At 67.7% G+C, this 24,211-nt stretch carries 18 protein-coding genes; 15 read left to right on the plus strand and 3 right to left on the minus strand.

What is annotated here, in order from left to right; genetic code table 11:
• The first annotated feature begins 133 nt into the window (after positions 1-133).
• The 15 genes from LRK53_RS05490 to LRK53_RS05560 all read left to right on the plus strand — a co-directional run bounded on the left by LRK53_RS05490 (position 134) and on the right by LRK53_RS05560 (position 21,113).
• Positions 134-2,146 carry a tetratricopeptide repeat-containing sulfotransferase family protein gene (locus LRK53_RS05490; protein ID WP_027493779.1) on the plus strand — a complete coding sequence of 671 codons (2,013 nt, stop codon included), beginning with the start codon at positions 134-136 and terminating at the stop codon, positions 2,144-2,146.
• A 52-nt stretch (positions 2,147-2,198) separates the two neighbouring features.
• Positions 2,199-4,736, plus strand: coding sequence for a TonB-dependent receptor (locus tag LRK53_RS05495; RefSeq protein WP_027493778.1), 2,538 nt, complete (start codon positions 2,199-2,201; stop codon positions 4,734-4,736).
• A 264-nt stretch (positions 4,737-5,000) separates the two neighbouring features.
• Positions 5,001-6,272 carry an efflux RND transporter periplasmic adaptor subunit gene (locus LRK53_RS05500; protein WP_027493777.1) on the plus strand — a complete coding sequence of 424 codons (1,272 nt, stop codon included), beginning with the start codon at positions 5,001-5,003 and terminating at the stop codon, positions 6,270-6,272.
• Between the two features lie 178 nt (positions 6,273-6,450).
• On the plus strand, positions 6,451-7,173 hold the full coding sequence (locus LRK53_RS05505) for an ABC transporter ATP-binding protein (RefSeq protein ID WP_027493776.1): 723 nt from the start codon (positions 6,451-6,453) through the stop codon (positions 7,171-7,173).
• Positions 7,174-7,275: 102 nt separating this feature from the next.
• Positions 7,276-8,586: an ABC transporter permease gene (locus LRK53_RS05510; RefSeq protein WP_027493775.1), complete on the plus strand. Its 1,311-nt coding sequence runs from the start codon at positions 7,276-7,278 to the stop codon at positions 8,584-8,586.
• A 4-nt stretch (positions 8,587-8,590) separates the two neighbouring features.
• Complete coding sequence (locus LRK53_RS05515) at positions 8,591-9,829, plus strand: ABC transporter permease (RefSeq protein ID WP_027493774.1); 1,239 nt, start codon at positions 8,591-8,593, stop codon at positions 9,827-9,829.
• A 164-nt stretch (positions 9,830-9,993) separates the two neighbouring features.
• Positions 9,994-11,307, plus strand: coding sequence for an ABC transporter permease (locus LRK53_RS05520; RefSeq protein ID WP_027493773.1), 1,314 nt, complete (start codon positions 9,994-9,996; stop codon positions 11,305-11,307).
• Between the two features lie 93 nt (positions 11,308-11,400).
• Positions 11,401-12,657, plus strand: coding sequence for an ABC transporter permease (locus LRK53_RS05525; RefSeq protein WP_027493772.1), 1,257 nt, complete (start codon positions 11,401-11,403; stop codon positions 12,655-12,657).
• Positions 12,658-12,786: 129 nt separating this feature from the next.
• Complete coding sequence (locus LRK53_RS05530; protein ID WP_235642548.1) at positions 12,787-14,094, plus strand: ABC transporter permease; 1,308 nt, start codon at positions 12,787-12,789, stop codon at positions 14,092-14,094.
• Between the two features lie 86 nt (positions 14,095-14,180).
• Positions 14,181-15,416: an ABC transporter permease gene (locus LRK53_RS05535; RefSeq protein ID WP_027493770.1), complete on the plus strand. Its 1,236-nt coding sequence runs from the start codon at positions 14,181-14,183 to the stop codon at positions 15,414-15,416.
• A gap of 88 nt (positions 15,417-15,504) precedes the next feature.
• Complete coding sequence (locus LRK53_RS05540; protein ID WP_027493769.1) at positions 15,505-16,854, plus strand: sigma-54-dependent transcriptional regulator; 1,350 nt, start codon at positions 15,505-15,507, stop codon at positions 16,852-16,854.
• A 151-nt stretch (positions 16,855-17,005) separates the two neighbouring features.
• A complete protein-coding gene (locus LRK53_RS05545) occupies positions 17,006-18,385 on the plus strand; it encodes a sensor histidine kinase (RefSeq protein ID WP_027493768.1) in 1,380 nt (459 codons plus the stop codon).
• 49 nt (positions 18,386-18,434) lie between these two features.
• Positions 18,435-19,379 carry an SPFH domain-containing protein gene (locus LRK53_RS05550; RefSeq protein WP_027493767.1) on the plus strand — a complete coding sequence of 315 codons (945 nt, stop codon included), beginning with the start codon at positions 18,435-18,437 and terminating at the stop codon, positions 19,377-19,379.
• Between the two features lie 10 nt (positions 19,380-19,389).
• On the plus strand, positions 19,390-19,836 hold the full coding sequence (locus LRK53_RS05555) for an NfeD family protein (protein ID WP_027493766.1): 447 nt from the start codon (positions 19,390-19,392) through the stop codon (positions 19,834-19,836).
• A complete protein-coding gene (locus LRK53_RS05560; RefSeq protein ID WP_235642549.1) occupies positions 19,833-21,113 on the plus strand; it encodes a threonine/serine exporter family protein in 1,281 nt (426 codons plus the stop codon). The genes LRK53_RS05555 and LRK53_RS05560 overlap by 4 nt, the downstream gene beginning before the upstream one ends.
• A gap of 277 nt (positions 21,114-21,390) precedes the next feature.
• Here LRK53_RS05560 and LRK53_RS05565 read toward each other — a convergent pair whose 3' ends face one another.
• From LRK53_RS05565 to LRK53_RS05575, 3 genes are all read right to left on the minus strand, one after another.
• On the minus strand, positions 21,391-21,714 hold the full coding sequence (locus tag LRK53_RS05565) for an H-NS histone family protein (RefSeq protein ID WP_027493765.1): 324 nt from the start codon (positions 21,712-21,714) through the stop codon (positions 21,391-21,393).
• 274 nt (positions 21,715-21,988) lie between these two features.
• Positions 21,989-23,686, minus strand: coding sequence for a proline--tRNA ligase (locus tag LRK53_RS05570; RefSeq protein ID WP_027493764.1), 1,698 nt, complete (start codon positions 23,684-23,686; stop codon positions 21,989-21,991).
• 78 nt (positions 23,687-23,764) lie between these two features.
• Positions 23,765-24,181, minus strand: a complete 417-nt coding sequence (locus tag LRK53_RS05575) for a DUF4124 domain-containing protein (protein WP_037090386.1) — start codon at positions 24,179-24,181, stop codon at positions 23,765-23,767.
• Positions 24,182-24,211 lie beyond the last annotated feature (30 nt).

Here is a 24,211-nt window from a genome sequence, read left to right on the forward strand (position 1 = left end):
CCGGAATCGGTTGTAGATTGCGACGATTCCCACAGGAGCTGCAGTCGTCCATGCCACGCGCCGTACCTCGGCTGTGCCGCCGCCCGAGACTCGACCCCCGCCGGCGTGGTGCGTCGTCGCGGCGGAGGCGGCCGTGACGAGCGCGCCAGCCATCGGCACGCTGGAACAGGCGCTGGCCCATGCCGCACGCCTGCTGGAGCGGGATCCCGCGCTGGCCATCGGACAGCTCGATGAGATACTGCAGGCGGCTGCGGGCCACCCGGTGGCCCTGCAGCTGCTCGCTGCCGCGCGCTCGCTGCAGGGAGACCTGCAGGGCGCGCTCGACATCCTGGTTCCGCTGGCGCAGGCGCAGCCGGCGTGGGCCATGGTCCATGCCGACCTCGGGCTGGCCCTGGGCCGTTGCGGGCGCGGGCAGGAGGCGATCGCCGCACTGCGCCGCGCGGTGGCGCTGAAGCCCGACCTGCCGCAGGCCTGGCGTGCGCTCGGCGACCACCTGATGGCGGCCGGCGAGCAGGCGGCGGCGGATGCGGCGTACGCCAGCCACGTGCGCTACTCCACCCGCGACCCGCGCCTGCTGGCCGCTGCCGTCGCCCTGGTCGAGAACCGCATCCCCGAGGCCGAGACGCGGCTGCGCGAGCACCTGAAGCAGGCGCCGACCGACGTGGCGGCGATCCGCATGTTCGCCGAGGTCGCCGCCCGGCTGGGCCGCAACGAAGACGCCCTGCACCTGCTCGAGCGCTGCCTGGAGCTGGCCCCGGGCTTCCACGAGGCACGCCGCAATTACGCGCTGCTGCTGCATCGCGCCAACCGGCCGGAACAGGCGCTGGCCGAGCTCGCGCGCCTGCTGGCGGCCGATCCGGAGGATGCCGGCAGCCGCAACCTCAAGGCGGCCGTACTGTGCCGCACCGGCGATTACGAGCAGGCGATCGGCATCTACGCCGCGCTGCTGGAGCGGCATCCGGACCAGCCGAAACTGTGGGTGAGCCAGGGTCACGCGCTGAAGACCGCCGGGCATACCGAGCGCGCCATCGCCGCGTATCGCCGCAGCCTGGAGCTGGAACCGTCGTTCGGCGAGGTCTGGTGGAGCCTGGCCAACCTGAAGACCTTCCGCTTCGGCGCCGACGAGCTGGCCGCGATGCGCGCGCAACTGGCACGCACGGACCTGGCCGAGGACGACCGCCTGCACCTGGAGTTCGCCATCGGCAAGGCGCTGGAGGATGCCGGTGAGTACGAGTCGTCGTTCCGGCATTACGCGCAGGGCAACGCGATCCGTCGCGGGCAGGTGCACTACAGCGCCGACGACACCAGCGCGCGCGTGCGCTACATCTGCGCGCACTACACGCGCGAATTCTTCGCCGCGCGTGCCGGTGCCGGCAGCCCGGCGCCGGACCCGATCTTCGTGGTCGGGCTGCCGCGGGCCGGCTCCACCCTGATCGAGCAGATCCTGTCCAGCCACAGCCAGGTCGAGGGCACGATGGAGCTGCCCGAGGTCACCTCGATCGCGCGCCTGCTGCGTATGCAGGGCGATGCCGATGAGGCGATGCCCTACCACGGCGCGCTGGCGGCGCTCGATGCCGACGCGCTGCGTGCGCTTGGCGAGCGCTATCTCGAGCACACACGCATCCAGCGCAAGACCGCGGCACCGTTGTTCATCGACAAGATGCCGAACAACTTCATGCACATCGGCCTGATCCAGCTGATGCTGCCCAAGGCGAAGATCATCGACGCGCGCCGGCACCCGCTGGCCTGCGGCTTCTCAGCCTTCAAGCAGCACTTCGCGCGCGGGCAGGGCTTCAGCTACGAGCTGGCGGACATCGGGCGCTACTACCGCGATTACGTGGCGCTGATGGCGCATTTCGACGCCGTGCTGCCCGGGCGCATCCACCGTGTGGTGTACGAACGCATGGTCGAGGACACCGAGGGCGAGGTGCGCCGCCTGCTCGACTATTGCGGCCTGCCGTTCGAGGCATCGTGCCTGCGGTTCTTCCAGAACCCGCGGCCGGTGCGCACGGCCAGTTCGGAACAGGTGCGCCAGCCGATCTACCGCGAGGGGGTGGATCACTGGCGCCACTACGCTGCATGGTTGGGGCCGCTCGCATCGCCGCTGGGGCCGGTGCTGCAGCGCTACCCCGACGTACCGGTATAGGAGTGATGGCTTTAATCCGATGGATTGTCTGGACTTTCGAGGGGAGGGGTTTATGCACACGACAAGATTCAAGAAGACCGCGCGGACGCCGCGATCCGGACTGGTCAGGTTGCCGCTGGCGGCAGCGATCTGCCTGGCGATGGCCGCGCCGGCCTTCGCCCAGGATACCGGGCAGGCCGAGGCGTCAAATGCACCGGCGGCGAAGCCGAAGACCACCACGCTGAGCGTGGTCAACGTAACTGCGCAGAAGCGCACCGAAAACCTGCAGAAGGTGCCGATCAGCATCGGCGTGCTGGAGAACGACCAGCTCGAGGCGCTGCACGTGCAGAACTTCAACGACTACGTGAAGTACCTGCCCAGCGTCACCTTCCAGCAGGGCGGCGGCGGCATCGCCACCGGCCCGGGCTTCGCCACCATCTATATGCGCGGCGTGGCCAGCGGCGGCAACACCAACCACTCCGGCTCGCAGCCGAGCGTGGGCGTGTACCTGGACGACCAGCCGGTCACCACGATCCAGGGCCCGCTCGACATCCACATGTACGACATCGCGCGCATCGAGGTGCTGGCCGGGCCGCAGGGCTCGCTGTACGGCGCCAGCGCCGAGGCAGGCGCGCTGCGCATCATCACCAACAAGCCTGACCCGCGCGGCTTCGCGGCGAACTACACCGTCGGCATCAACAAGGTGGCACACGGCGGCATCGGCTACTCCGCCGAGGGCATGCTCAACATCCCGCTCAGCCCCAGCGCGGCGGTGCGCCTGGTCGGCTGGCGCGAGCACGACGCCGGCTACATCGACAACAAGCCCGGTTCGCGCACCTTCCCGGTGTCCGGCATCACCGTCAGCAACGCCGACAACTGCAAGCCCGGCCCGATGCAGGAGTGCTTCGGGCATGCCCGCAAGCACTACAACGACGCCAACACCAACGGTGCCCGCGCCGCGCTGAAAGTCGACCTCGACGACAACTGGTCGATCAGCCCGACCCTGATGGGGCAGCAGACGATCTCGCACGGCACCTTCGCCAGCGATCCGGCGATCGGCGATCTGGCGGTCACCCACTTCTACCCCGAGCGGGTCAACGACCGCTGGTGGCAGGGTGCGCTGACCGTGCAGGGCAAGATCGGCAACTTCGACCTGACCTACGCCTACGCGCATCTCAAGCGCAACCAGGAGGAGCAGACCGACTACAACGACTACTCGTTCTGGTACGACACCCTGCTTTCCTACGGCGCCTATCTCCACGACAACAGCGGCGCACTGATCAACCCGTCCGAGTACATCAGCGACCGCGACAGCTACACCATCAGCAGCCACGAGCTGCGCATCGTCTCGCCCAGCGAGGACCGCCTGCGCCTCACCGCCGGCGCGTTCTGGCAGAAGCAGAAGCACGACATCATGCAGGACTACCAGATCAACAACCTGGCCACCTCGCTGTCGGTGGCGGGCTGGCCGAACACGATCTGGCTGACCCGGCAGATGCGCTACGACTACGACAAGGCCGTGTTCGGCGAACTGTCCTACGACATCATTCCTGAAACACTCACCGCCACCGTCGGCGGGCGCTACTTCCGCAGCGCCAACCAGCTGTACGGTTTCTACGGCTTCAGCAAGGGCTTCGCACCGGGCTCCAGCTACGGCGAGGCCGGCTGCATCTCGCCGCAGCCGTTCCTCGGCGCGCCGTGTCTGGACTTCAACAAGCGCGTGCGGCAGAGCGGTTCGCTGGGCAAGTTCAACCTGACCTGGAACATCTCGCCCACCAAGATGGTCTACGCCACCCGCTCCGAGGGCTACCGCCCCGGCGGCGTCAACCGCGCCGGCCAGCTGCCGCCGTACCAGGCGGACTTCCTCACCAACCTGGAACTGGGCTGGAAGACCTCCTGGTTCGACAACCGGCTGTCGTTCAACGGTGCGGTGTTCCGCGAGAGGTGGAACGACTTCCAGTTCAACATCCTCGGCGCCAACGGCCTCACCCAGATCAAGAACGCCAACTCCGCGCGTATCGACGGCCTGGAGTCGCAGTTGGTCTGGCAGGCGACCTACAACCTGAACATCAGCACCGGCATCGCGCTGTACGACGCCAAGCTGACTGCGAACTACTGCGGCTTCACTGACGCTGGCGGCCGCGCGGTCACCTACTGTCCGCCCGGTTCGATCAACCAGTCCACCGGCGCCGTGGTGAACGGGCCGCTGGCGCCGAAGGGTACGCGGTTGCCGATCACGCCCCGCTTCAAGGGCAACCTGGTCGCACGCTACACGTTCAGCCTGGGCGGCAACGATGCCTTTGTGCAGGGCGCGCTGGTGCACGTGGGCAAGCGCACCACCGACCTGCGGCTGCTCGAGCGCAGCCTGCTCGGCAACCTGCCCGCATACAACTCGGTCGATCTGTCCGCAGGCATGCAGAAGGGCAACTGGTCGCTGGACGTCTACGTCGACAACGTGTTCGACAAGCGGGCGGCATTGTACAAGTTCACCGAGTGCGGCGTGACCGTGTGCGGCGCCCACAACGTGGTCGCGCAGTACCCGAACGGGCAGGTGTACACCGGCTTCAGTGTGCCGCGCACGTTCGGCATCCGCTTCAAGCAGGAGTTCTAGGCGGGGTAGTTCTTCCTGCCTGGCATGGACGACCACGCAAGGCCCCGGTTCGCGCCGGGGCCTTGCGCGTTTCGGCGATGGCGTCCGCGACTGGCCGGAGCATGTTCGTCCGGTTGTCCGTGCGGTGTCCGCGGACACCGCACCGCTGCCGAGCGTGCGCGCCAAGCCATTGAAACGCGTCTGATTATTGCGGCATCTCCGAGTGGCACGCGGATTGCAGCGACCGCTGTGCAACCGCGCTGTACGCGGTGGGGAACGGCATTGATGATCCGCGACACTTCCGCACAGGACCGACTGGTCGAGGTCAAACCCAACCGCAAGCGCCAGCTGATCCTGCTGGGCGCCGGCGTGCTCGTGCTGGCGCTGCTGGCCTGGCTGGCGCCGGGCGTGGGCCGGCTGTTCTCGGCGTCCGCATCGGTCAGCAGCTCGCGGCTGGCCTTCGCCACCGTCGAACGCGGCCCGTTCGTGCGCGACATCGCCGCCGAGGGCAAGGTGGTGGCGGCGGTCAGCCCCACCCTGTACGCCACCTCCGGCGGCGCGGTGGCGCTGAAGGTGCATGCCGGCGACACGGTGAAGGTGGGCCAGGTGCTGGCCACCATCGTCAGCCCGGAGCTGACCAACAAGCTGGCGCAGGAACAAAGCAACGCCGACGCGATGGAAGTGGGGTACCGGCGCGCGCAGATCGACGCGCGCAAGCAGCGTTCCGCGCTGCAGGAAACCTACGACAACGCCACCATCGACCAGACCACCGCCGAGCGCAACCTCGATCGCTACCAGAAGGCGTATGCCAAGGGCGCGGTATCCAACATGGACGTGGACAAGGCCAAGGACGCGCTGGACAAGTCGAAAATCGCCACCACGCATGCCAAGGCCAACCTTGGCCTGGACAACGACAGCCTCAACTTCGACATCCAGTCGAAGAAGCTCGCGCACCAGCGCCAGCTGCTGCTGGTCAAGGACCTGCAACGCCAGGTCGACGACCTCGACGTGAAGTCGCCGGTGGACGGCCAGGTCGGCCAGCTGTTCATCGCCGAGCGCGCCACCGTGGCCAAGGACGCGCAGCTGCTCAGCGTGATCGACCTGTCCGCGCTGCAGGTGGAGATGCAGGTGCCGGAAAGCTTCGCCCGCGACCTGGGCATCGGCATGGCCGGCGAGATCAGCGGCAACGGCCATACCTGGAAGGGCCTGGTCAGCGCGATCTCGCCGGAAGTGGTCAACGGCCAGGTCGCCGCGCGGCTGCGCTTCGACGGCGACACGCCGAAGCAGCTGCGGCAGAACCAGCGCCTGTCGGTGCGCGTGCTGCTGGACAGGCGCGACGACGTGCTGACCGTGCAGCGTGGCTCGTTCGTCGACGAATCCGGCGGCAGCTATGCCTACCTGGTGCGCGACGGCATCGCCAAGAAAACCCCGATCCGCGTCGGCGCCTCCAGCATCGACAAGGTGGAGATCCTCGACGGCCTGAAGGAAGGCGAGCGCATCGTGATCTCCGGCACCGACAGCTTCAAGGGCGCGACCACGGTCGCGATCAGCAACTGACGATTCTCCCTTCTCCCTCCGGGAGAAGGTGCCCGAAGGGCGGATGAGGGTGCGGGGCTTGCGCGGATTTCCCGCAAGCCCCGCACCCTCTCCCCAACCCCTCTCTCCCACAAGGGGACTTCCTTCGGTCGCCAAAGGGAGAGGGGCTCCAAGATCACCACCACCAAAGGACGCAACCATGCTGAAGATGACCCACCTGTCCAAGGTCTACCGCACCGAAGTGGTGGAGACCTATGCGCTGCGCGATTTCAACATCGACGTGAAGGAAGGCGAGTTCGTCGCCGTCACCGGCCCGTCCGGTTCCGGCAAGACCACCTTCCTGACCATCGCCGGTCTGCTGGAAACGTTCTCGGGCGGCGAGTACCACCTGGACGGCATCGAGGTGAGCAACCTCAACGACAACGCCCGCTCGAAGATCCGCAACGAGAAGATCGGTTTCATCTTCCAGGCGTTCAACCTGATCCCCGACCTCAACGTGTTCGACAACATCGAGGTGCCTTTGCGCTACCGCGGCATGAAGGCGGCCGAGCGCAAGCAGCGCATCATGGATTCGCTTGAGCGCGTCGGCCTGGCCTCGCGCGCCAAGCACTATCCGGCCGAACTCTCCGGCGGCCAGCAGCAGCGCGTGGCGATCGCCCGCGCGCTGGCCGGTTCGCCGCGCCTGCTGCTGGCGGACGAACCGACCGGCAACCTGGACACCCAGATGGCGCGCGGCGTGCTGGAGCTGCTGGAGGACATCCACCGCGAGGGCGCCACCATCGTGATGGTCACGCACGACCCGGAACTGGCTGCACGCGCCCAGCGCAACGTGCACATCATCGACGGCCAGGTGGTGGACCTGTCGGAAGACCCGCGTTTCCACACTGTGCATGCGGTCGTCGCCGACGAGGCGCACGGCTGAGTAGCAGGTATTCGGGATGGGGGATTCGTTGAGAGCACAAGCTCGCGAGACCGCCGCTTCTCCAAATCCCGAATCCCCCATACCGGATTCCGGAACTCGAGCATGTTCGCTTATTACCTCCAACTCGGCCTGCGCAGCCTGCGGCGCAACCCCGCCCTCACCGCCCTGATGGTGATGGCGATCGGCGTCGGCGTGGCCGCGTCGATGATCACCTGGTCGGTGTTCCGCGCGGTGTCGGGTGATCCGATTCCAGACAAGTCCGCGCAGTTGTTCATCTCACAGATCGACGGCTGGGGGCCGCAGCAGAACCTCAAGGGCGAGCCGCCGGATGCATTGAGCTATACCGATGCGATGGCCTTGATGCGGGCACATGCGGCGAAGCGGCAGACGCTGCTTTACCCGTTGCGGCTGACGGTGCCGCCGGGCGGCGGCCGCAGCCTGCCGGTGGCGGCGGAGGGCTATGCGGTATATGGCGATTTCTTCCCGATGTTCGAGGTGCCATTCCAGTACGGCAACGGTTGGAGCGCGGCCGACGACGAGAGCCGTGGCGCCGCGGTGGTGCTCAGCGCGGAATTCAACCAGAAGCTGTTCGGTGGCGCCGACAGCGTGGGGCGCGAGATCACGCTGAATGGGCATGACTACCGCATCGTCGGCGTGACCAGGCACTGGAACCCCAAGCCGCGCTTCTTCGATTTGTTCAGCAGCAGCGGCTTCGTGGATGCCACGGATTTCTATCTGCCGTTCACCCGCGCGCTGGATCTGCAGATCAACAGTGCGGGCAGCAACAGCTGCCGCGGAAAATTGAACTTCACCGGCTGGGACGGCTGGCTGCACAGCAATTGCGTGTGGGTCACGCCGTGGGTGGAACTGGACAGCGCAGCGGATGTTGCACACTACCGCCAATTCCTCGAGGGCTATGCCGCCGATCAGCAGCGGGCCGGGCGTTTCGCGTGGACGCCGAACGTGCGCCTGCGCGACGTGACGCAATGGCTCGCGCACGAGCATGTGGTGCCGCCGGAAAGCCGCATTTCGCTGATCGTCGCGCTGGGCTTCTTCGCGATCTGCCTGGTCAACACCATTGGCCTGCTGCTGGCCAAGTTCCTGCGTCGTGCCGGCGAGATCGGCGTGCGCCGCGCGCTGGGTGCCTCGCGCCGGGAAATCTACGCGCAATACCTGCTTGAAGCGGCCACGGTGGGGCTGGCCGGTGGCGTGCTGGGCCTGCTGCTCACTGCGGCAGGGGTTACCGGCGTGGGCCTGCTGTTTCCCCCGCAGATCGCGCGGCTGGCGCAGCTGGACTTTTCGCTGGTGGCGCTGACCCTGGCGGTCGCGATCTTCGCCACCGTGGCGGCGGCGTTCTACCCGGCCTGGCGCGCGGCACAGGTGCAGCCGGCCTGGCAATTGAAATCCAACTGAGGCGATGGCGATGCAGATCAAACCCATCCTCGCCGCGCTGCGCCACCACAAGGCCGGCACCGTGCTGCTTGCGCTGCAGATCGCGCTGACCCTGGCGATCGTGTGCAACGCCCTGTTCATCATCCACCAGCGGTTGGCGCATCTGTCCCAGCCCAGCGGTGTGGACGAAGCCAACCTGTTCGTGATCTACAGCGAATGGGCGGGGCCGACAACCCCGTCGCAGATCGATGCGCAGGTGCAGGCCGACCTTTACGCGCTGCGGCAACTTCCCGGCGTGCGCGATGCGGCGCCCGCCAGTTCCTACCCGTTGAGCGGCGGTGGCGACGACATTCCCGCCAGCCTCACTCCGGATCAGCTCCAATGGACTGCCGACCCGGCGATATACGCAAGCGACGAACACCTGATCGATACGCTGGGGCTGAAGCTGATCGCCGGACGCAATTTCCGCGCCGACGAAATCGGCCGGATGGGTTCGCGCGATTTCACCAATCCGCCCGAGGTCATCGTAACCAAGGCGCTGGCCGATCGCATGTTCCCCGACGGCACGGCACTGGGCAAGCCGATCTACCTGATGAGCAGCACTCCCAGCACCATCATCGGCATCGTCGATCGCCTGCAACGGCAAAACGTGGGCACCTGGACGAGGGCTTACGCCTATCAGGTCGTGCTGTGGCCGAAGCGTCCGAATTTTCCACAAGGGGTGTTCTACCTCGTGCGTGCGAAGCCGGGCCAGCTTGCCGCCGCGATGCGCCAGGCGCCCAAGGCGCTGTATGCGCAAAGCCGCATGCGCATCATCGATCCCAAGGACGGGTTGCTGAGTTTCGCCGAGGTGCGCCGGCGCATCTACGACAGCGACCGTGGCATGGCGATCCTGATGGGCATCATCAGCGTGGTGCTGCTGGCGATCACGGCCGCCGGCATCGTGGGCCTGACCAGCTTCTGGGTCGGCCAGCGGCGCAAGCAGATCGGCGTGCGTCGCGCGCTGGGCGCCACCCGCGGCGACATCCTCAATTACTTCCTCACCGAGAACCTGCTGATCGGCCTCGGCGGGGTGCTCGTCGGGGCGGTGCTGGCGATTGGCATCAACCTGTGGATGGTGACCCAGTTCGAGATGGCGCGACTGTCGCTGGCCTATGTGGTGGCCGGCGTGGTCGCGTTGCTGCTGCTCGGTCAGGGCGCGGTGCTCGCGCCGGCGTTGCGCGCCTCCCGCGTTTCGCCGGTGGAGGCGACGCGCAGCGTGTGATTCTGGTTTTTCCCCCCTCTCCCTTTGGGAGAGGGGCGGGGGAGAGGGTACGGGCGGAGCGCGGCGCCGCGCGTTGCCGGACCCTCACCCCAACCCATCTCACCCGCAAGGGGGCTCCCTCAGGGTCGCCGACGGGAGAGGGGCTCAAACGACGGAGAGACGAAATGTTCAGCTACTACCTCGAACTGGCCTTGCGCAGCCTGAAACGCAGCCCCGGTCTCACCGCCCTGATGGTGCTGGCGATCGGCTTCGGCGTGGCCGCGTCGATGACCAGCTGGTCGGTGTTCCGCGCGGTGTCGGGCGATCCGATTCCGTGGAAGTCCGCGCAGCTGTTCGTGCCGCAGATCGACAACTGGGGACCGAACGGACGCAGCAGCGACGGCGAGCCGCCGAACGCGATGGACTACGCCGACGCGATGGCGCTGATGCGCGGCCATCGCGCCAAGCGGCAGTCGGCGATGTACCAGATCTCGCCGTCGGTGGTGCCGGCCGAGACCGGCAAGCATCCGCTGAACGTCAGTGGCCATGCCGTCTACGGTGAGTTCTTCCCGATGCTGGACGTACCGTTCAAGTACGGCAGCGGCTGGAGCGCGAGCGACGACGAGAGCCGCGCGCCGGTGGCGGTGATCAGCAGCAAGCTCAACCAGAAGCTGTTCGGCGGGGCAGCCAGCGTGGGCCGGTCGGTCGACATCGATGGCAGGGATTACCGGGTGGTCGGCGTGCTCGACGACTGGAACCCGCAGCCGCGCTTCTACGACGTGGTCAACAGCGGCGGCTTCTCGGTCAACGGCGACGATGTGTTCCTGCCATTCCTCACTGCGATCCAGACGGGCATGTCGAACGACGGCAACACCAACTGCAACGCGGTGCCCAAGGAGTCGGGCTTCGTCGGCCTGCAGCGCTCCGAATGCGTGTGGATCGCCTTCATGGCCGAGCTGGACACCGGAGCGGTGGCCGCCTACCGCGACTACCTCGACGGTTACGCACGCGACCAGCAGCGCGCCGGGCGCTTCGCCTGGGCGCCGAACGGCCGCCTGCGTGACCTGCGTGCGTGGCTGGACAACCAGCACGTGGTGCCCAGCGACACCAAGGTCTCGTTGCTGGTGGCGCTGGGCCTGCTGCTGGTGTGCCTGGTGAACACGGTGGGCCTGCTGCTGGCGAAGTTCCTGCGCCGCAGCAGCGAGATCGGCGTGCGCCGCGCGCTGGGTGCGCCGCGTGCGGCGATCTACACGCAGTTCATCACCGAGGCCGGCATCGTCGGCCTTGCCGGCGGCGTGCTGGGCCTGCTGCTCACCGGCGTGGGCGTGGCCAGCGTGGGCTGGGTGTTGCCGAAGGACATCGCCGCGCTGGCGCGGGTGGACCTGTCGCTGCTGCTGCTCACCCTGCTGGTGGCCGTGATCGCCACGGTGCTGGCCGGCCTGTATCCCACCTTCCGCGCCTCGCGCGTGCAGCCTGCCTGGCAGCTGAAGAGCAATTAGTGCGCTGTCCCTGCGCGTGAAAGCGGCCATCCGTGGCCGCACTCCCCAGACAAAGCAGGCTCAATCGTTAGATCTACGCAAGGAACAAGGCTCATGAAACTGCACCCCATCCTCGCCGCGCTGCGCAAGCACAAGGCCGGCACCGTACTGATCGCGCTGCAGATCGCGCTGACCCTGGCGATCGTGTGCAACGCCGTGTTCATCATCGGCCAGCGGATCGAGCGGGTGAACCGGCCCACCGGGCTGGACGAGGGCAACCTGTTCCTGGTCAGTCAGCAGTGGGTGGGCGCGCCCAGCGCCGACACGCCAGAGGGCGTGGAGAAACTGGACGCGATGCAGCGCGAGGACCTCGCCGCGCTGCGCCAGCTGCCGGACGTGGTGTCGGTGGCGCCGATCAACTCGATACCGCTGCTCAACTCTTCCTGGACCGGTACGGTATCGCTCAAGCCGGACATCAAGCTGGGCGGCCAGGGCAATACCCGCACCGCGTACTACTTCACCGACGATCAGGCGCTCTCCACGCTGGGGCTGCGGCTGGTGGCCGGCCGCGCCTTCACCGCCAGCGAGGTGCAGCACCAGGGCTTCCGCGACCAGCGCGAGCGGCCGATCGCCATCATCACCCAGCAACTGGCGGACAAGCTGTTCCCGCAGGGCAGTGCGGTCGGCAAGGTAATGTATACCGACGGCGGCAGCGCCCCCACCACCGTGGTCGGCGTGGTGGAACGCATGCAGATCCCCGCCACCGGCAGCTGGGGCAACGACTTCGCATGGCACTCGACGCTGATCCCGACCCGGCTGGACGCAAACTTCTCGCGCTACGCGGTGCGCACCAAGCCGGGTCGGCTGGACGCGGCGATGCGCGTGGTCGCGCCGACGCTGTACAAGGTGAACCCGATGCGTGTGCTCGACGACGACAGCGTGCGCCCGTTCGACGAAATCCGCGCCAAGGCCTACCGGGCCGACCGCGGCATGGCGATCCTGATGGGCGTGGTCGCGCTGATCCTGCTGTGCGTCACCGCCGCCGGCATCGTCGGCCTCACCAGCTTCTGGGTCGGCCAGCGCCACCGGCAGATCGGCGTGCGGCGCGCGCTGGGCGCGCGCAAGGTGGACATCCTGCGCTACTTCCAGATCGAGAACCTGCTGATCGCCGGCGCCGGCGTGGTGATCGGCGTGCTGTTGGCGGTGGGCCTGAACCTGTGGCTGATGAGCCATTACGAGATAAGCCGCATCCCCGTGCTGTACGTGCTGACCGGCGTGCTGGCGATGCTGGCGATGGGCCAGGCCGCCGTGTTCGTGCCGGCCCGGCGCGCGTCCAACGTGCCGCCGGTGGAAGCGACGCGGGCGGCGTGACGCTTTTACTCCCTCCCCTGCAACGCAGGGGAGGGTTGGGGAGGGGTGCCTTTGATCTTTGAGGCAAGAGCACCCCTTCCCGACCTCCCCCTGCAAGCAGGGGGAGGAGATGCTCCAAGGAGATGTGGAATGTTCGGTTACTACCTCGACCTTGCCCTGCGCAGCCTGAAGCGCAACAGGGCGCTCACCGCGCTGATGGTGCTGGCGATCGCGCTGGGCATCGGCGCGTCGATGACCACGCTCACCGTGCTGCACGTGCTGTCGGGCGATCCGCTGCCAGGGCGCAGCGGCACGCTGTACTACCCGCAGGTCGATCCGCGAGACAACAGCGGCATCATGCCGGGCAAGGAGCCGCCTATGCAGCTCACGGAGATCGACGGCTTCAACCTGCTGCATGCGAGGCGGGCGGATCGCCAGGCCTTGATGACGGGTGGTGCGGTGCCGATCCAGCCGGATTCCGCCGCGATCGATCCGTTCTACGTGGAGGCGCGCTACACCACGACGGATTTCTTCGCGATGTTCGGGGCGCCGTTCCGCTATGGCCGCGGCTGGAGCGCGGCCGACGACGAGGCCAAGGCGCGCGAGGTGGTGATCAGCAGCGAGTTGAACGAGCGCCTGTTCGGCGGCGCCAACAGTGTGGGCCGCACCTTGCTCGTGGCCGGCAGCCTGTTGCGCATCGTGGGCGTGCTCGACGACTGGACGCCCAGCCCGCACTTCTACGACCTCAACACCGGCTCCTACGGTTATGCCGAACAGGTGTTCATCCCGCTGCAGACGATGCTGGACATGCACCTGGATCACAACGGTTCCACCGACTGCTGGGGCAACGGTACCGGCGGCGTGGGGACCATCTATCCCGCGCCGAGCTGCGTGTGGATGCAGTTCTGGGTACAACTGGACACGCCGGCCAAGGCGGCCGACTACAGGGAGTTCCTGGTCCATTACTCCGGGCAGCAGAAGGCGCTGGGACGTTTCATGAAGGCGCCGAACGTGCGCCTGCGCAATCTGATGCAGTGGCTGGCCTACCAACAAGTGGTGCCCGACGACGTACGCCTGCAGGCCGGGATGGCGTTCGGCTTCCTGCTGGTGTGCCTGGTCAACACGGTGGGCCTGATGCTGGCGAAGTTCCTGCGTCGCGCCAACGAACTCAGCGTGCGGCGCGCGCTGGGCGCCTCGCGGCGCGCGCTGTTCGCGCAGCTGCTGATCGAGTCGGGCGTGGTGGGGCTGACGGGCGGCATGGGCGGCCTGCTGCTGGCCCTGCTCGGCCTGTGGGTGGTGCGCCAGCGGCCTTCCGACTATGCCGCGCTGGCGCACCTCGATCCCGCCATGCTGCTGACCACTTTCCTGCTGGCGCTGGGCGCGAGCCTGCTGGCCGGCCTGCTGCCGGCCTGGCGCGCCTGCCAGGTGGCGCCCGCGCTCCAGTTGAAAAGCAATTAGTGCGCTTTCCCTGCGCGTGGAAGCGGCCATCCATGGCCGCACTGCTCAAGAAAAGCCGCTCCGATCAGGGGCATGGGACAAGACTCATGGAACTGCGACCGATACTTTCCACGCTGCGACGGCACAAGATCACCTCGTGGCTGCTGATCCTGGAGATCGCGCTGACCTGCGCGATCGTATGCAACGCGGTGTTCATGATCGGCCACCGGCTGCAACACATGCACATGTCCAGCGGCATCGACGAGCATGCACTGGTAAAGATCCAGCTGGCCCAGATCGCACCCACGCCCGACATCTTCGTCCGGGCGAGGGAAGACCTTGCCGTGTTGCGGCAGGTGCCGGGCGTGCAGGCGGCGGCGCTGACCAACCAGTTGCCGATGGAGGGCTCCTCGTCGAACGCCAGCCTCAAGCTGGATCCGGCGCAGCGCGAGCCCACGCTCAGCGCCGGCACCTACTTCGGCGAGGACCTGCCGCAGACCATGGGCGCGCGGCTGGTGGCCGGGCGCAACCTGCAGCCGGACGAGATCGTCAATGCGGATGTGGTGGTCAAGGCGCTGGCCAGCGGCAACACCAAGGGCCTGCCTGCCGCGGTCACGGTGATCACCCAGGCGCTGGCCGACCGCCTTTGGCCGGGGCAGAGCCCGCTGGGCAAGACGATCTACCTTACCGACCAGGTGGGCGTGCGGGTGGTCGGCGTGCTGGCCGACCTGGCGCGTGCCAACGCCTACAACGACGCCACCGCGCATTACTCGGTCGTCCTGCCGCTGTTCATGGGCGTGGGCAGGAACCAGAGCTATGTCGTCCGCACCCGGCCGCAGGATCGCGAAGTCGTTCTCAAGGCCGCCGTGGCCGCGCTGAAGAAGGCCGATCCGGAACGGGTGGTGACCCAGCAGCGCACCTACGACGAGCTGCGCGGGAAGTTCTTCGCCAACGACCGAGCGATGGCCGGCATCCTGGTGGGCGTGATCGTGGCGCTGCTCATCGTCACCGCGCTGGGCATCGCGGGCCTGGCCAGTTTCTGGGTGGCGCAGCGCCGCCGCACCATCGGCGTGCGCCGCGCGCTGGGCGCCACCCGCGGCGACATCCTGCGCTACTTCCAGACCGAGAACTTCCTGATCGTCACGGGCGGCATCGTGCTGGGCATGCTGCTGGCCTTCGCACTGAACCTGGTGCTGATGCAGCACTACGAGTTGCCGCGATTGCCGCTGTATTACCTGCCGATCGGTGCGCTGCTGCTGTGGGGGCTGGGACAGCTGGCGGTGCTCGGCCCGGCAATGCGCGCCGCGGCGGTGCCGCCGGTGGTGGCGACGAGGTCGATATGAAAGGCGGCTCCGCGGGTATACGCATGACCATAGTCATGGCAACCTTTCCGGCCGGGGCGGCATCCATTGCCGCATGTGCAGAAAGAAGATGACCCGTACCGTCCTGATCATCGACGACAACCCGGCCGTGGGCGAGGCGCTGTCGCTGGCGCTTTCGCTGAACGAGATCCGCCCGCTCACCGCACTGACCCCCGACGAGGGGCTGGCGCTGCTGCAGGGCGAGGCGGTGGACCTGGTGATCCAGGACATGAACTTCACCGCCGACACCACCTCGGGCGAGGAGGGCGTGGCGCTGTTCCGGGCGATCCGCGAGCGCCACCCGGACCTGCCGGTGATCCTGCTGACCGCGTGGACGCACCTGGAAACCGCGGTGGAGCTGGTCAAGGCCGGCGCCGCCGACTATCTGGCCAAGCCGTGGGACGACCACAAACTGCTGGCCACGGTGGAGAACCTGCTGGAGCTGTCCGAGTCCACCCGCGAACTGAGCCGCAGCCGGCGCGAGCGCCGCCAGCGGCGCGAGCAGTTGCGCAGCAAGTACGATCTCGACGGCCTGGTGTTCGCCTCCGAGGCGATGGGGCGCACGCTCAACCTGGCCTGCCAGGTGGCCCGCTCCGACGTGCCGGTGCTGATCACCGGCCCCAACGGCACTGGCAAGGAGCGTATCGCGGCGATCGTGCACGCGAACTCGGCGGTGAAACGCGGCCCGTTCGTGGCGGTGAACTGCGGCGCGCTGCCGGGCGAGCTGATCGAGGCCGAGCTGTTCGGCGCCGAGGCCGGCGCGTACACCGGCGCGAACAAGGCGCGCGAGGGCCGCTTCGAGCTGGCCGACGGCGGCACGCTGTTCCTGGATGAGATCGGCAACCTGCCGCTGCCCGGCCAGATGAAGCTGCTGCGCGTGCTGGAGACCGGCCAGTTCGAACGGCTCGGTTCCGGCAAGACGCGGCAGGCGAAGGTGCGCGTATTGAGCGCGACGAATGCCGACCTCAAGGCGATGATCCAGGCCGGCACCTTCCGCGAGGACCTGTACTACCGGCTCAACGTGATCGAGGTGAACCTGCCGCCGCTGAGCGAGCGCAACGACGACATCCTGCCACTGGCCGAGTTCTTCCTGGACGGCCGCGCCGAGCTCGGCGACGCCGCGCGCGAGGCCTTGCTGGCTTATCCGTGGCCAGGCAACGTGCGCGAACTGAAGAACGCGATCGAGCGCGCCGCGCTGCTGGCCGGCGGCCAGTCGATCACCGCCGAGCTGCTGAACCTGCCGCAGCACGCGGCAACCGTGCCGGCGGCGCGCAACCTGGACGAGCCTAGCCGCGAGGCGGTGGAGAGCGCGCTACACAAGGCCGATGGCGTGGTCAGCCGCGCGGCACAGAACCTGGGCCTGTCACGCCAGGCGCTGTACCGGCGGATGGAGCGCTACGGTCTGGCCACCACGGCGTGAGCGGCCGCCCACCGTGACGCCTGCCCCCGAGCCAGAGGCATAGACAGATGGCCGTCCGCACCCTGCAACAGAAACCTTATGCGCCGCGCGATGCCTTCGGCGGACGAGGGGTGCCCCCGGGCCGGCCTTCCCCGCTCGAGGAGAACAGCCGATGTGGCGTCGCCTGAATTCGCTGCAGGGGCGCCTGACCCTGCTGCTGGCGGTGGCCGGCCTGGCCGGCGCGCTGGTCTACGCCGGCGTCACCCAGTGGCCGCTGCCGCAATTGTTGGTGTGGCTGCGCAGGGACCTGGCGCTGTCGATCCGCGCGCCGATGCAGCTGGGCGTCTACGGCGGCCTGCTGGCCAGCGTGGTGGTGCTGCTGCCGCTGGCGTTCTGGCTGGCCGGCCGGGTGATGGCGCCGGTGAGTCGGCTGCTGCGCGCGCTGGAGGGCGCGGTGGCCAGTTACCGCGACGGCGATTTCAGCTTCTCGATCGCGATCCACCGGCGCGACGAGCTGGGCGAGCTGATCCGCATGCACAACGCGCTGGGCCAGACCCTGCGCGAGCAGCGCCAGCACCTGGTGCAGCGCGAGCTGCTGCTCGACACGGTGGTGCAGAACACCCCGGTGGCGCTGGTGCTGACCGATGCGATCGGCAAGGTGGCCTACGCGAACATCGCCTCGCGGCACCTGTTCAACGAAGGCCGCAGCCTGGTCGGGCTGGATTTCGCCGAGCTGCTGGCCGAAGCGCCCGAGGCGTTGCGCAAAGCGGTGGAAAGCGGCGAGGATGCCCTGCTCAGCGTGGAGATGGATGGCAGCGAGGAAACCTTCCACCTGTCGCAGCGGGCGTTCCGGCTGCAGGGCCGACCGCACCGGCTGCACCTGTTCCGGCGCATGACGCGCGAGCTATCGCGGCAGGAGGTGGCGACCTGGAAGCGGGTGATCCGGGTGATCAGCCACGAGCTCAACAACTCGCTGGCGCCGATCACCTCGTTGGCGCATTCCGGTGCCGAGCTGGCGCGCCGCGGCCAGCTGGAGCGCTTGCCCGGCGTGTTCGCCACCATCGGCGAGCGCGCGCTGCACCTGCACCGCTTCATCGCCGGCTACGCCAGCTTCGCCAAGCTGCCCACGCCGCAGCCGGCGGACGTCGCGTGGAAGCCGTTCCTCGACGGGCTGGCGCTGCATTGCCAGTACTGCCTGGCGACGCCGGTACCGCTGCGGCCGGGGCATTTCGATGCGGTGCAGATCGAGCAGGTGCTGATCAACCTGATCAAGAACGCGCACGAGTCGGGCGGGCCGGCCGACGAGGTCACGCTGTCGATCGTGGAGGTCGGCAGCGAGCTGCGCATCGAGGTGGCCGACCGCGGCCCCGGCATGAGCGAGACGGTGCTGGCGCAGGCGCTGTTGCCGTTCTATTCGACCAAGCGTTCCGGCACCGGCCTGGGCCTGGCGCTGGCGCGCGAGATCACCGAGGCGCACGGCGGCCGCGTACTGCTGGCCAACCGCGAGGGCGGCGGCCTGCGGGTAAGCCTGCGCCTGCCGCAGCCGCGCTAGCCGTCGGCTCGCCTATACTCGAACCTTCTTCAAGGAATGGGGGTAGGCAATGGGACAGCTTCTCGCGTTGGTCATCGTGGCCGTCGTCGTCATCGGCGTGGCCAAGCTGGTGCGCATCGTGCCGCAGGGCTTCGAGTGGACGGTGGAGACATTCGGCAAGTACACCCGCACGCTCAGCCCCGGGCTGCATTTCCTGGTCCCGATCTATCAGGCGGTGGGGCGCAAGATGAACATGATAGAGCAGGTGCTGGACGTGCCCAGCCAGGACGTGATCACCAAGGACAACGCGGTGGTGCGCGTCGACGGCGTGGTGTTCTACCAGGTGCTGGACGCGGCCAAGGCGGCCTATGAGGTGGCCAACCTGGAAGGCGCTGCGCTGGCGCTGATCATGACCAACATTCGCACCGTGCTCGGTTCGATGGACCTGGATGAATCCTTGAGCCAGCGCGACGCGATCAACGCCAAGCTGCTCAGCGTGGTGGACGAGGCGACCCACCCGTGGGGCGTCAAGGTCAACCGCATAGAGATCAAGGACATCTCGCCGCCGCGCGACCTGGTCGATGCGATGGCGCGGCAGATGAAGGCCGAGCGCGAGAAGCGCGCCAATATCCTCGACGCCGAGGGCTTCCGCCAGGCGGCGATCCTCAAGGCCGAGGGCGAGAAGCAGTCGGTGATCCTGGCCGCCGAGGGCGAGAAGGAAGCCGCGTTCCGCGCTGCCGAGGCGCGCGAGCGTTCGGCCGAGGCCGAGGCGAAGGCGACCACGATGGTGTCCGACTCGATCGCCAACGGCAACGTCAACGCGCTGAACTACTTCGTCGCCAACAACTACGTCGAGGCGCTGAAGGCGATGGCTGCCTCGCCGAACCAGAAGATGCTGCTGCTGCCGATCGAGGCCACCGGCGTGATCGGCGCGCTGGCCGGCATTGGCGAGCTGGCGAAGGAATCGCTGGGCCAGCAGCAGAAGGCCGCGGCCGTCCAGCCGCCGCTGCGCTGAGGGCGCCGCCATGGGGGAGTTTTCGACGCATTACCTGTGGTGGATCCTGGCCCTGCTGCTGATCGCCGGCGAGCTGTTGCTGCCGGGCTATTTCCTGCTGTGGATCGGCCTGGCCGCGGCGGCGATGGGCGTGGTGCTGTGGCTCGACCCCGCCTTGGGCGCGCTGGCGCAGGCGGTGCTGTTCGGGCTGCTCGCGTTCGCCTCCTGCGTGGGCTACGCGCGCTGGCTGCGGCCGCGGCTGGAGCGGCGCGCGGCCGGTGACGAGCGGCTGAACCGTCGTGCCGAGCAGATGATCGGGCAGCGCTACGAGCTGATCGAACCGATCGTCAATGGCCGCGGCAAGGCGCGCGTGGGCGACGGCCAGTGGCTGGTCAGCGGGCCGGACCTGCCGCGCGGCACCACGGTGGAGGTGGTCGCGGTCGACGGCACCACGCTCAAGGTGCGCGCCGCCGCATGAGCGCCGGCGAGGCCATCGACCGCGAGCAGTTCGCCACCACGGCGCTGACCACGCGCATCGCTTTCGTGCTGGAGCTGGCGCGGCGGCTGCACCAGTACGGCACCTCGGCGCCGCGGCTGGAAATGGCCATTGCCGGTGCGGCGCAGCGGCTGGGGATGTCGGCCGACGTGTGGTCCAGCCCCACCGCGATCATCATCTCGTTCGCCGACCTCGCCCAGGGCGAGGAAGGCGTGGCACAGACTACCCAGGTGATGCGGCTGGCGCCGGGCGAGGTGAATCTGGAGCGGTTGTGCCAGGCCGACGACATCGCCGACCGCGCGATCGCCGGCGAACTGGGCCTGCGCGAGGGTTTCCGCCGCTTGCGCGAGCTGGGCCGGCCCGACACGCGGCGCGAGAAGATCGGCTCGATCGCCAGCTACGGGCTGTCCGCGGCCAGCATCGCGGCGTTGTTCCTGCACAGCGCCTGGGTGGACCTGGTGGTGGCCGGCGCGATCGGCGCCGGCATCGGCTGGATCACCCTGCTCGCCGGCAGCCGGCCGCGACTGGCGGTGGCCAGCGATGCGATCTGCGCGCTGGTAGCCACCACCGTGGCGATCGTGGTGAGCGCGTTCGTGGTGCCGCTGGCGATCAAGTCGGTAGTGCTGGCCAGCCTGATCATCCTGGTGCCGGGCATGTCGCTGACCAACGCCGTGCGCGAGATCTCCAGCGGGCACCTGGTTTCCGGCACGGCGCGCATGGGCGGCGCCATGTCGACCTTGCTCAAGCTCACCTTCGGCACCATCGCGGCGACCCAGCTGTGCGCCGCCGTGGGCATCACCGCGCGCGACTTCGCACTGCCGGCGCTGCCGGCATGGACCGACTATCCGGCGCTGCTGGTCGCGGCGGTCGCGTTCGCCATCCTGTTCCGCGCGGCGCGGCGCGACTGGCCGGTGGTGATCGTGGCGGTGGTGCTCGGCTACCTGGCCACGCGCTGGGGCGGGGCGATCTCCGGCTCGCTGCCGGGCGCGCCGGTGGGGGTGTTCCTGGGCGGGCTGCTGCTCGGCGCGCTGGCGAACGTGTACGCGCGCTTTGCGCATCGCCCAGGCGCGGTCGTCCGCGAGCCGGGCATCCTGCTGCTGGTGCCGGGCAGCGTGGGCTTCCGCAGCGTATCGCTGCTGCTCGAACGCGATACCACGCCGAGCCTGGACACCGGCCTGCTGCTGGTGACCCTGCTGGTGTCGCTGGTTGCCGGGCTGATGTTCGGCGATCTGCTGGTATCGCCGCGCAGGTCCCTGTAAAACAGAGGCAGCCGAAGACGTATTCCTCCGGCCGCCTTGTCCATCAAGACGACGAACCCGCTCGGCACGCTTGCCTCCTCCCCTGCAACGCAGGGGAGGAATGAGGAGGGGTTGCTCTTGGTTTAGACAAGATCAAAAGCTACCCCCTCCTGACCTCCCCCTGCCTTGCAGGGGGAGGAACCGGTATGTGTCGGCTGCATCAAACGGATGCGGCATTGCCTCAAGTCAAAAAAAACGCCGGCACAAAGCCGGCGTTTTTGTTGCAGTGGAACGGCAATCAGACCGCCAGATCCTTTTCCTTCTTGCCGGCCTTCAGCGCGTCGTTGAACCAGTGCGGGCGCTTGCCGCGGCCGGACCAGGTCTGCGCGGGGTTGGCCGGGTTGCGGTATTTCGGCGGAACCGTTCCGGTGCTGCGTTTGGCCTTGCCGCGCGCGCCGCCGAAGATGTCCTCGAAGGCATAACCCTCGGCCTTGATCAGCGCATGCACTTTCTCGCGCAGCTTGACGACTTTTTCCTTGCGCAATTCATTCTGGCGCAGCTGGGCCTTGCTGATCAGGTCGGTGAGCTGGTTGTGATTCAGGTTCTTGATGTCGACGGCCATGATTGACTCCCGGTAAGTATCGGTATTAAGCGGTCTGGCGATGGTTTGGCCATTATCGGGAACAAAGCCCGACGCACTGGAAATTGTTGCAGTGGGCATTCTCGCTGATTTGCAGAATTGTTGTAAAGCGCAACACCACACGTGGACGATAGCTTCACATTAAGGGCGATTAATGTGCGGATGGTCGCGAGTTAGTCCGTCCGGTGGTTTCATCGCGGCAATATAAAAACGGCCGCACTGGGCGGCCGCTTTGGCTAATGCGAATCCGGCTGGCTCAGCCGAGCAGGGCGAACAATTGCTCCTCGTTCAGCGAGCGGCTTTCGGCGTCTCCGCGCGCGCGATATTCCAGCGTGCCCGCGGCGAACCCGCGCTCGCTGACCACCACGCGGTGCGGAATGCCGATCAGCTCTATGTCGGCGAACATGCTGCCGGCACGCACGCCGCGGTCGTCCAGCACCGCCTCGATGCCGCGCTGGCCCAGCGTCTGGTACAGCGCCTCGGCCGCTGCGCTGACGGCCGGCGAGTTCTTCGGGTTGATCACGCACACCGCCACCCGCCACGGCGCCATCGCTTCGGGCCAGAGGATGCCGGCGTCGTCGTGGCGCTGCTCGATGGCGGCGGCGACGATGCGGCTGACGCCGATGCCGTAGCAGCCCATGGTCATCACCTGCGGCTTGCCGGTTTCGTCCACCACGGTGGCGCCGAGCGCCTCGGCGTACTTGGTGCCCAGCTGGAACACGTGGCCGACCTCGATGCCGCGGGCGAGGTGCAGCACGCCCTGGCCGTCGGGCGACAGGTCGCCCTCGACCACGTTGCGCAGGTCGGCGACGCGGGTGATGCGCGCATCGCGCTCCCAGTTTGCGCCGGTGAAGTGCGTACGGTCGGCATTGCCGCCGCAGACGAAGTCGGTCAGCACGGCAGCGTCGCGGTCGACGACCAGCGGGATCGACGCCGGCAGGCCGACCGGGCCGATGAAACCGGGGCGCGTGCCGGTGGCGGCGAGGATTTCCTCCTCGCTGGCGAGCACCGGCTCGCCCGGCAGTTCGGCCAGCTTGCCGGCCTTGACCTCGTTGACCTCGTGGTCGCCGCGCAGGCACAGCGCGACCAGGCCGTCGCGGCCGCGTAGCAGCAGGGTCTTTACGCATTGCTGCGGGCTGACCTTGAGGAAACCGGCGACGTCGCCGATGGTTTTCTGGGTGGGCGTGTCGACCCGCTGCAGGGCGGCGGCGGGAGCGGGACGTGCGGTGGTCGGCGCCAGTGCCTCGGCCTTTTCGAGATTCGCGGCGTAATCGGAGCCGTCGGAAAACGCGATGGCATCCTCGCCGGAATCGGCCAGCACCTGGAATTCGTGGCTGGCATTGCCGCCGATCGCGCCGGTATCGGCCTGCACCGCGCGGAAGGTCAACCCCAGGCGGGTGAAAATGCGCACGTAAGCCTGGTACATGGCGGCGTAGGTTTCGGCCAGCGAGTCCTGGCTCAGGTGGAACGAATAAGCGTCCTTCATCAGGAATTCGCGCGCACGCATCACGCCGAAACGCGGGCGGATCTCATCGCGGAACTTGGTCTGGATCTGGTAGAAATTGACCGGCAGCTGCTTGTAGCTTTTCAGCTCGTTGCGGGCGAAATCGGTAACCACTTCCTCATGGGTCGGGCCGTAGCAGAATTCCTGGCCCTTGCGATCCTTGATTTTCAGCAGCTGGCCGCCGAATTTCTCCCAGCGGCCGGTTTCTTCCCACAATTCCCTCGGCTGCACCGAAGGCATCAGCATTTCGATCGCGCCGGCGCGATCCATTTCCTCGCGCACGATGTTTTCCACCTTGCGCAGCACGCGCAGGCCCAGCGGGCTCCAGGTGTACAGGCCGGAGGCGAGCTTGCGGATCATGCCAGCGCGCAGCATCAGCTGGTGGCTGGCGATTTCGGCGTCGGCGGGGACTTCCTTGACGGTGGCCAGGTGGAATTGGCTGAGGCGCATGCGGGCGGTTCCGGCGTGGTGAAGACGCTTATTGTAGCGGCCCGCCGATACCCTCGCCGGACGGTGTGGCCGCAGCGGTCAGCCCCTGCAGTACTGGTCGTACTGCGCCTGGGTCGAGGCGGTCTGCTGCTTGCGCTGGTCGCCTTCCAGCGCTACGGATTTGCCGTTCTGCTGCATTACCACCGGGCCGCCAGCCTGCAATGCGGCGAGGTTGGTCTTCAGCGCCTCGCACAGCCTGCCGCGGTTTTCCGGCGTGTCGGCCACCGGCTTGGCGGGCTGGGCCGGGGTTTCGTTGTCGGGCGCCGTCCCGGCGGGGGCCGGCGCGACCAGCGGTGCCGACGTGCCGGTGGTGGTGATCTTCACGTACTTCGTGCCCTGCGTCGGCGCCGCTTCGGAGTAGTGCACGGTGCCGCTCGCATCCGTCCACTTGTAGACCTGGGCGGCGGCCAGCGGGGCCAGCAGCAGCAGCGCCACGGCAAGCAGCGAACGATGCATGGTGTTCTCCATTTTGCGGGAAATGCCGGT

Source organism: Rhodanobacter thiooxydans, from assembly GCF_021545845.1.
In the GTDB taxonomy this organism is placed as follows: Bacteria; Pseudomonadota; Gammaproteobacteria; order Xanthomonadales; family Rhodanobacteraceae; genus Rhodanobacter.

Bases quoted from the DNA above. Each gene is read 5' to 3' on its own strand.
- LRK53_RS05575 (WP_037090386.1), bottom strand. From the start codon at position 24,181: ATGCATCGTTCGCTGCTTGCCGTGGCGCTGCTGCTGCTGGCCCCGCTG.
- LRK53_RS05535 (WP_027493770.1), top strand. From the start codon at position 14,181: ATGGAACTGCGACCGATACTTTCCACGCTGCGACGGCACAAGATCACC.
- LRK53_RS05545 (WP_027493768.1), top strand. From the start codon at position 17,006: ATGTGGCGTCGCCTGAATTCGCTGCAGGGGCGCCTGACCCTGCTGCTG.
- LRK53_RS05560 (WP_235642549.1), top strand. From the start codon at position 19,833: ATGAGCGCCGGCGAGGCCATCGACCGCGAGCAGTTCGCCACCACGGCG.
- LRK53_RS05565 (WP_027493765.1), bottom strand. From the start codon at position 21,714: ATGGCCGTCGACATCAAGAACCTGAATCACAACCAGCTCACCGACCTG.
- LRK53_RS05500 (WP_027493777.1), top strand. From the start codon at position 5,001: ATGATCCGCGACACTTCCGCACAGGACCGACTGGTCGAGGTCAAACCC.
- LRK53_RS05570 (WP_027493764.1), bottom strand. From the start codon at position 23,686: ATGCGCCTCAGCCAATTCCACCTGGCCACCGTCAAGGAAGTCCCCGCC.
- LRK53_RS05550 (WP_027493767.1), top strand. From the start codon at position 18,435: ATGGGACAGCTTCTCGCGTTGGTCATCGTGGCCGTCGTCGTCATCGGC.
- LRK53_RS05530 (WP_235642548.1), top strand. From the start codon at position 12,787: ATGTTCGGTTACTACCTCGACCTTGCCCTGCGCAGCCTGAAGCGCAAC.
- LRK53_RS05495 (WP_027493778.1), top strand. From the start codon at position 2,199: ATGCACACGACAAGATTCAAGAAGACCGCGCGGACGCCGCGATCCGGA.
- LRK53_RS05555 (WP_027493766.1), top strand. From the start codon at position 19,390: ATGGGGGAGTTTTCGACGCATTACCTGTGGTGGATCCTGGCCCTGCTG.
- LRK53_RS05520 (WP_027493773.1), top strand. From the start codon at position 9,994: ATGTTCAGCTACTACCTCGAACTGGCCTTGCGCAGCCTGAAACGCAGC.
- LRK53_RS05540 (WP_027493769.1), top strand. From the start codon at position 15,505: ATGACCCGTACCGTCCTGATCATCGACGACAACCCGGCCGTGGGCGAG.
- LRK53_RS05510 (WP_027493775.1), top strand. From the start codon at position 7,276: ATGTTCGCTTATTACCTCCAACTCGGCCTGCGCAGCCTGCGGCGCAAC.
- LRK53_RS05525 (WP_027493772.1), top strand. From the start codon at position 11,401: ATGAAACTGCACCCCATCCTCGCCGCGCTGCGCAAGCACAAGGCCGGC.
- LRK53_RS05505 (WP_027493776.1), top strand. From the start codon at position 6,451: ATGCTGAAGATGACCCACCTGTCCAAGGTCTACCGCACCGAAGTGGTG.
- LRK53_RS05515 (WP_027493774.1), top strand. From the start codon at position 8,591: ATGGCGATGCAGATCAAACCCATCCTCGCCGCGCTGCGCCACCACAAG.